Source organism: Salinigranum sp. (genome assembly GCF_041641895.1).
Classification (GTDB): Archaea; Halobacteriota; Halobacteria; order Halobacteriales; family Haloferacaceae; genus Salinigranum.
This window is the reverse complement of sequence record NZ_JBEPXO010000129.1, coordinates 1-6,615: the sequence shown is the minus strand read 5'-3', so window position 1 is coordinate 6,615 and position 6,615 is coordinate 1. Positions and strand designations below refer to the sequence as shown.

The 6,615-nt window shown below is 70.0% G+C and carries 6 protein-coding genes; 4 read left to right on the top strand and 2 right to left on the bottom strand.

The window, feature by feature from the left end; genetic code table 11:
• The coding region (locus ACESK5_RS18435; protein ID WP_372913045.1) for a DNA double-strand break repair nuclease NurA at positions 1–1,068 on the top strand (1,068 nt) is incomplete at its 5' end.
• Positions 1,069–1,114: 46 nt separating this feature from the next.
• Here the strand turns inward: ACESK5_RS18435 and ACESK5_RS18430 are convergent.
• Positions 1,115–1,456 (bottom strand): hypothetical protein, encoded by a 342-nt coding sequence (locus ACESK5_RS18430; RefSeq protein WP_372913044.1) that lies wholly within the window; start codon positions 1,454–1,456, stop codon positions 1,115–1,117.
• Positions 1,457–1,583: 127 nt separating this feature from the next.
• On the opposite strand from ACESK5_RS18430, the gene ACESK5_RS18425 reads away from it, so the two are divergent.
• From ACESK5_RS18425 to ACESK5_RS18415, 3 genes are all read left to right on the top strand, one after another.
• Positions 1,584–2,978: a PQQ-binding-like beta-propeller repeat protein gene (locus ACESK5_RS18425; RefSeq protein ID WP_372913043.1), complete on the top strand. Its 1,395-nt coding sequence runs from the start codon at positions 1,584–1,586 to the stop codon at positions 2,976–2,978.
• 124 nt (positions 2,979–3,102) lie between these two features.
• The gene (locus ACESK5_RS18420) at positions 3,103–4,938 is read left to right on the top strand and encodes an ATP-binding protein (RefSeq protein WP_372913042.1); all 1,836 of its coding nucleotides are present in this window, start codon (positions 3,103–3,105) and stop codon (positions 4,936–4,938) included.
• Positions 4,939–5,046: 108 nt separating this feature from the next.
• Complete coding sequence (locus ACESK5_RS18415) at positions 5,047–5,463, top strand: universal stress protein (protein ID WP_372913041.1); 417 nt, start codon at positions 5,047–5,049, stop codon at positions 5,461–5,463.
• Between the two features lie 79 nt (positions 5,464–5,542).
• Here the strand turns inward: ACESK5_RS18415 and ACESK5_RS18410 are convergent, their stop codons facing one another.
• Positions 5,543–6,601, bottom strand: a complete 1,059-nt coding sequence (locus ACESK5_RS18410) for a KaiC domain-containing protein (RefSeq protein WP_372913046.1) — start codon at positions 6,599–6,601, stop codon at positions 5,543–5,545.
• Positions 6,602–6,615: the final 14 nt, after the last annotated feature.

Sequence of the window (6,615 nt, the reverse complement as noted above, 5' to 3'; positions counted from 1 at the left end):
GCGCTTGTCGACCCGCCGTTCGAGACGGTCCACGGACTCGATTCGGGCACCGTCAACCCGACGACGTTCAAGAACGGCCTGGTGCTCGACGTGGCGCAGGCGGCGATGGCGAGCGTCCCGACGGACCTCGACCTCCACCGCTCCCGGAGTCTCGTGGCGACGGTACACGCCGACGACGCCACCGTCTCCCCGGCCGAGGACTGGGTCAGGTACGACGAGGGGCACGCCCGGCGACGGGTGCTCCTGGCGCCCCGCATCAACCGATTCGCCGAGGGCATCGTCCACGCGCTGTCGCTGTACCTGGCAGAGAGTTCCCACGCCCTCGAACACGCCGAGGCGGTGACCGACCTCCTGTTGCTCGACGGGCCGCTCTACCCGAAAGAACTGCTCACGTGGGAGGACCGGGATCCGGAACTCGGGGACCTGGCCCGCGAGGCCAAGCCGCGGTCGGTCGTCGAGAACTACATCAGGCTGGTCGAGACGTTCGTCGAACGGGACGTTCCGGTCGCCGGGTTCGTCAAGAACCCGGCGGGCCGCCTCGTCACCCGGACGCTCAGGGAGAACGGCGTCGAGGCCCCCTGGACCGACGACACGAGCCTGTTCGCGCGCCTCCTAGAGCGCCGGGACCCCGACGCGAACGGGCGGACCCGCCCGGGCGAGGACCGCCGGACCGACCAGTTGACGTTCACCTCGTGGTTCCGGTCCCGCGGCGGTGCCGACCGGGCCGTCGCCGCAGACGGGGACGCACTGGGCATCGACCGCCGCCTCGACCCGCTCGACTACGAGGTGACGTTCTTCGTCGTGTACGACCCGCGACGGGACCTGTGTTACCGAGTCGAGGCACCCTTCGGCGTCACCCGCGACGAGGACGTCCGACGACGACTGACCAGGCAGGTGCTCCGCGACGTCGCGGGAACGCGGGGACCGCCCCCCGCCATCGAGAAAGCCGACGAACTGGCGAGCATCGGGCGCGACGAGAAGGCGGCGCTCCGCCGCAAGTTCGAGGAGCGGTTCGACTCCGAGTCGATACGGACCTACGACGACGTCAGGTGGGGAGAGGAGCTGTGAGTCGGCCGTCCGGTGGCCCGACTCTCTGCCCGGACGCACCTGCGGGTCAGGACTGACCGGGTTCGGCCTTGATGACCTCGATGCTGACGTCGCTCGCCGGGACGCCGACCCGGGCGAACTGGGTTCGGACGTGCTCCTTGGCGGCTTCCAGCGCTTGCTCGCGCGTGTCGAAGCCCCGCGGCATCGGCGACTCGAACGCCACGTTGATGTCGCGGCCGTCGATCGTCGTCGAGGACCCGCCACTCTCGACCTCGTAGAACTCGTCGCAGACCCACACGTACGGCGCGTCCTCGTCGGGAGCCCCTTTGAACGACGGCGCCCGCTCGCCGCGCTCGAAGATGGTCCCAGTCAGCGCCGTTCCGCCGCCGTGACCGCGAACCAGCAACATGCGAGGGAGTAGGACCGCGAACAGTAAAAGGAGTGCGCGGGCCGCGTGAACGACCCCCGTTCGTCGACGGGTGCGAATGCAATCCACACCCCAAAGCACATTCCGCGTCGGGCGAACGACTGCTGTCATGCGCCGCTCTCGCAGGCAGTTGCTTGCTGCCCTGGCCGCGGGCGGGGGGTTGCTCGCCGGGTGTGCCGCCCGCGAACCGGACGACGCGACGGCGGGCGGGGCGCCCGCCGAGACGCCGGGGTCCCCGCCGTCGAGCGCCGATACCGACGCGTCCGACCGTCCGACTGCGACGCCGCGGAGCCCCGAACCCCTCCCGGTCGCCGGAGGCTGGCCGCAGTACGGGGCGAACGCCGGCCACACCGGCGTCTCGACGTCGTCCGGCGTCCCCGACGACGGCCGCGCCTACTGGCACCTGCGGCGCGTCCGGAGCGGTCCGGCCGTCCTCGCCGACGGCCGACTCGTCCACTACGCGAAACTGGGCGCGGACCCCGACGCGCCGGTCACGAAGACCCGGACCCGGGAGCCGGACGCCGGGACGGCCCACCCGGTGTACGGCGACCCGTACGTCGTCGTCCGCGACGCGAGCGACGGGCGCATCCAGTGGTCGAAACCGCTCGACGGACCGGGCGCCGGATGGCCCGCCGTCGCCGGCGGGCGCGCCGTCGCCGCGGTGAACGGGCAAATCACGGCGTACGACGCGGCCACCGGCGCGGTCGAGTGGAGCAAGGACCACTCCGAGCGAGTCGTCGGCGACCCGACCGTGACCGGGGACGCCCTCGTGGTCCCGCTGCAGGGGACCGTCCACGGCGACGCGACGCTCCAGGAACCGCAGGTCCAGTGCTACGACCTGACCGACGGCCGGCCTCGCTGGAGTGCCGACCCCCCGAAGCGCGCGAACCGCGTCGCCGTGGCGAACGACACCGTCGTGGTGGTCTCGGCCGGGTGGGACGGGACCGGCGTGGTGCTGAGTCACTCGCTCGCGCGGGGAACCGAACGGTGGCGCGCCCGGGTGCCCGGCGACTCCTTCGAGGGCCCCGTCGTCGCCGCCGGCCGCGTCTACCTCGCCAGTTCCGACGGCGTTCTCCACGCGCTCTCCGTCGACGACGGGGAGACGCGGTGGACGCGCGAGTTCGAGCGGCGTCCTGCGGGCGTCGCCGCAGACGACGACGCGGTCTACGTCGGAGCCGGCGGGAGATTCGCGGCGCTCGCGGCCGAGGACGGGAGCGTTCGGTGGTCGCGGGAGGAGCTCCCGGGCGCCGTCGCCCCGCCCGCTGTCGGCGACGGCGTGGTGTACGTCGGGACCGCCGGGGAGAGCGCTCGCCTGTACGCGCTGGACGCCGTCGACGGGACCGAGCGCTGGGCGTCGGCCCCCTTCCCGTTCCAGACTGTCGAGGGGGATATGATGATGGCCGGCGTCGAGTCCCAGCCCGCTCTCGGCGACGGCGCGGTGTACGTCTCCGCCGCGGACGGTCTCTACGCGTTCGGGCCGCGGAGTGACCGGAAGGAAGAGTAGTGACAGACCGGACCAGTCAGGCGTCGTGAGCCGGTCGAATCGGCCGACGAAGCTACCCCGGCGTGCGGAGCGACCGGGCCGACCCTCCGAAAGGAGTATGACGGGGGGCGTCGTGGCCTGTGACATGTCCGAACTCGGTGATTTCACCGACTTCTCAGGGGACGGCGAGGGGGAGGGGGGAGACGACGGAGACCGGCGAGAGGGAGAGGAGTCCGGGAGCGACGTCGACACCGCGGAATCGACCGCCGCCGAGTTCGACTCCTACGACATCGAACCGACCGGGAGCGACCGGGGACTCGGCGTGCTCTCGGTGACGCAGGGGCTCCGCGTCGCCGAGGACGGCGACGACACGACGCTGCGGGCGTTCGTCACCACGGGGAACCGCGAGACGGTGCGCCTCGGGAAGTACCTGCTCGTCCCGTACCCGGACGACGAACTCATGTTCTGTCGCATCACGGCCCTGGAGTACGCCCAGGAGTTCACCGCCGACGACGCGACCGAAATCTACGCCCGGCGGATGATGCGGCGCGACGAGTTCTCCGAGCGCGACTACAAGTTCATGGCGACGCTCGACCCCCTGGCGGTCCTCTACCGCGACGGCGGGGAGTTGAAGCGGCGGCTCACCGACCGCGTGCCGAAACCGGGGGCCGTCGTCACCGAGGCGACCGACGGCGGACAGATCAAGACGGGGCTGAACATCCCCGAGAGCGGCGTCTTCCTCGGCCACCTGTCGGTCGGGGGCGAGACGGTCCGGACCGCGGCCGAACCGCCGACCATCGACTACCGACTGAAAGACGACTACGAGGACGGCGACCCGCTCGTGTTCAGACACACGCTCGTCGCGGGCGGGACGGGGTCGGGCAAGACCCACGCCGCGAAGAACGTCCTCCGGCAGTACCTGGCCGAGGGCCGGACCTACAGGATGGACGACGGGCGGGCGGTCAGCCCCGCAGTCGTCCAGTTCGACCCCCAGGACGAGTACGCCCAGATGCACGACGACAACCCGGCGCTCGACGACGGCGACCGGCGGCGGCTCGAGCGAGAGCGAATCGCACACGGCGGACACGAGGACACTGTGGCGCTGGTTCCGCGCGAAGCGGGCACCTCCTATCCCGGGGCGGGCCATCGCGCGGAGCAGGTTCCGTTCACCGTCCCGTTCTCCATCGTCCACGACTACGACATGCCCTGGCTCATCGCCGGCGCGAGCCTCAACGAGAACCAGTACGGCGCCCTGCGGACCCTGCTCGACCGGTTCTTCCGGCAGTACGGCCGCGACGGAACCTACCGGGAGTTCCTCTCGTTCCTCGACGACCCAGGGCTGAAAGAGGAACTCCACGAGTCCGGGCGGGTTCACGAGGCCAGCTACGACGCCGTCAAGCGACGCGTCCGCTCGATTCCGAACGGCGTCTTCGACCAGGACGCCCGCCCCATCACCGACCTGGACCACACCCTGGTCCGGCCGGGCGGTCTGACCGTGGTTCCGACCTACCACCTCTCCAGCAGTCGGGCCAAGGAGATGTTCGTCCTGGCCGTGGCGACGGTAGTCATCGACGACAAACTGTCGAACGACCCCCGGAGCCAGCGCATCAAGGAGACGCCCCTGGTGCTGGGGATGGACGAGGCGCACAACTTCCTCGCCGGCGCCGACAACGTCCAGGCCCGCCAAGTGGTCGGGAAGTTCACCGAGGCCGCGAAGCAGGGCCGGAAGGAGCGACTGGGACTGTTTCTCATCACCCAGGACCCACAGGACATCGCCGAACCGGTGTTCAAGCAGGTGAACACCAAGCTCGTGTTGAACCTCGGCGACGAGGACGCCATCAAGAGCGTCAACATCCCGCCCACGCTGGAGGACAAGGTGCCCTACATGGAGAAGGGCCAGATGGTGGTCTACTCGCCGGACAACTCCGAACCCGTCGAACTCGTCGGCCTCTCGAACTGCGTCACCCGCCACGGGGAGTGACGCGGATTCGCCGAGGAGGAGCGACGCGGGCCCGACCGGGAGCGAGGCGGGTTCCGCACGGCGGTTTTCCACCGTGGATTTAGGTCAGGACGTCTCGTACTGTCGGTCATGGGCAAGCGAATCCTGGTTCCGGTCGACGGGTCTCCCCAGTCGCGTTCGGCCGTGGAACTCGTCGCCGACGAGTGGCCGGACGCGGCGGTGACGTTTCTGCACGTCATCGACCCGGTGACCGCGGGGCGGAGTGGAACGTTCGTGCCGTCGGGGTCCGAGGAGTGGTACCGGAACGCCCGACAGGACGCCAGGGACCTGTTCGAGGAGCTGGGGGAGACGCTGGGTGGAGACTACGAGACGCGGACCGAGGTGGGCCGACCGGCGCGGACTATCGTGGAGGTAATCGCCGAGGAACGGCACGACCACGTCGTAATGGGGAGCCACGGTCGGAAGGGTGTCTCGCGCATCCTGCTGGGGAGCACCGCCGAGCACGTCCTCAGGAACTCGCCGGTCCCGGTGACTATCGTCCGCTGAGCGTCGCGACGGGTGGTCCGGTCGGCGCGGGCGGTTCGGTCGGCGCCGCTCCGGGACGCCTCGCCGCCAGAGCCGCCTCTCAGAAGATGTTGGCCTGGCGGTAGACGCTGATGCCGTCGTTCGTTATCTCGTAAGGTTTCGTCTCCCGCGAGTGGTTCGCGTCGCGAATCTTCTGTATCTCGACTCCGAGGCGGGTCTCGCGGGTGTCGGCCGACCTGATGTACTGCAGGACGAACACGGCGTCCGCGAGGTACTCGACGATGCCGTACCGCGAGGTGTAGGGGTTGTCTTCGCTGACCTCGGAGGTCAGCATCGTCGTCACGCCGCCCTCCTTGAGCGACCGGGCGAAGTCGAACACCTCGCTGCGGCGCCTGGCGGGGTGGTCGTACATCATCTCCAGTAGCGACACCGAATCGAGCACCAGGCGGTCGGCGCCGAACTCGTCGATGAGACGCGGGAGCTCTCCCCTGATGCTGGCGAGACTGTTGGCCATCTCCACCGGGTCGAGGTCGACGACGACGAGGCGCTCCTCCTCGACGTGGTCCCGGAACGGCCAGCCTTTCTCCTCGGCGGTGTCGAGGATGCGCTCTCTGCTCTCCTCGAGGGTGATGTAGACGGCCCGCCCGTCGGTCGACAGCGCCTCCTCGAGGAACTGGAGGCCGAACGTCGTCTTCCCCGTCCCGGCGGCGCCGATGGCGACCATCATCGACCGCTTCGGGACGCCCCCCAGAATCATCTCGTCCAGCCCCTCGATGCCGACGTCGATGCGTTCGAGGTTCGACTCGAACTCGGACTCGTCGAAGCCGTCGTCGGTTCCGCCGAAGATGTCCGGGGCGTCGAGCGACGGTCCCGAGGCCGCGCTGTCGGGGGTGTCCGAACCCTCGACTGTGGGCGCGTCCTCGAACGCCGACGCGAAGTCCGTCCCGAAGACGTCCCCCCTGTCCGCTCCATCTCCGTCCTCTCGTTGCGCACCCGCTCCCGCCGTATCTCTCCGCTCCGCGTCGTCGCGGGCCGCGTCCTCTTCGTCGGCGTCCTCTTCGTCGGCGTCCGCCTGGTCCCCCTCGGTCTCCTCGAGTGCTCGTTCGAACCAGTCGTCGTCGCCGTCCCCCGCCTCGCCGTCGTCGCCGTCCCCGGTCATCACAGGCACCTCGC

Coding starts and splice junctions, on each gene's coding strand:
- ACESK5_RS18410 (WP_372913046.1), bottom strand. CDS start 6,601: ATGACCGGGGACGGCGACGACGGCGAGGCGGGGGACGGCGACGACGAC.
- ACESK5_RS18430 (WP_372913044.1), bottom strand. CDS start 1,456: ATGTTGCTGGTTCGCGGTCACGGCGGCGGAACGGCGCTGACTGGGACC.
- ACESK5_RS18420 (WP_372913042.1), top strand. CDS start 3,103: ATGTCCGAACTCGGTGATTTCACCGACTTCTCAGGGGACGGCGAGGGG.
- ACESK5_RS18415 (WP_372913041.1), top strand. CDS start 5,047: ATGGGCAAGCGAATCCTGGTTCCGGTCGACGGGTCTCCCCAGTCGCGT.
- ACESK5_RS18425 (WP_372913043.1), top strand. CDS start 1,584: ATGCGCCGCTCTCGCAGGCAGTTGCTTGCTGCCCTGGCCGCGGGCGGG.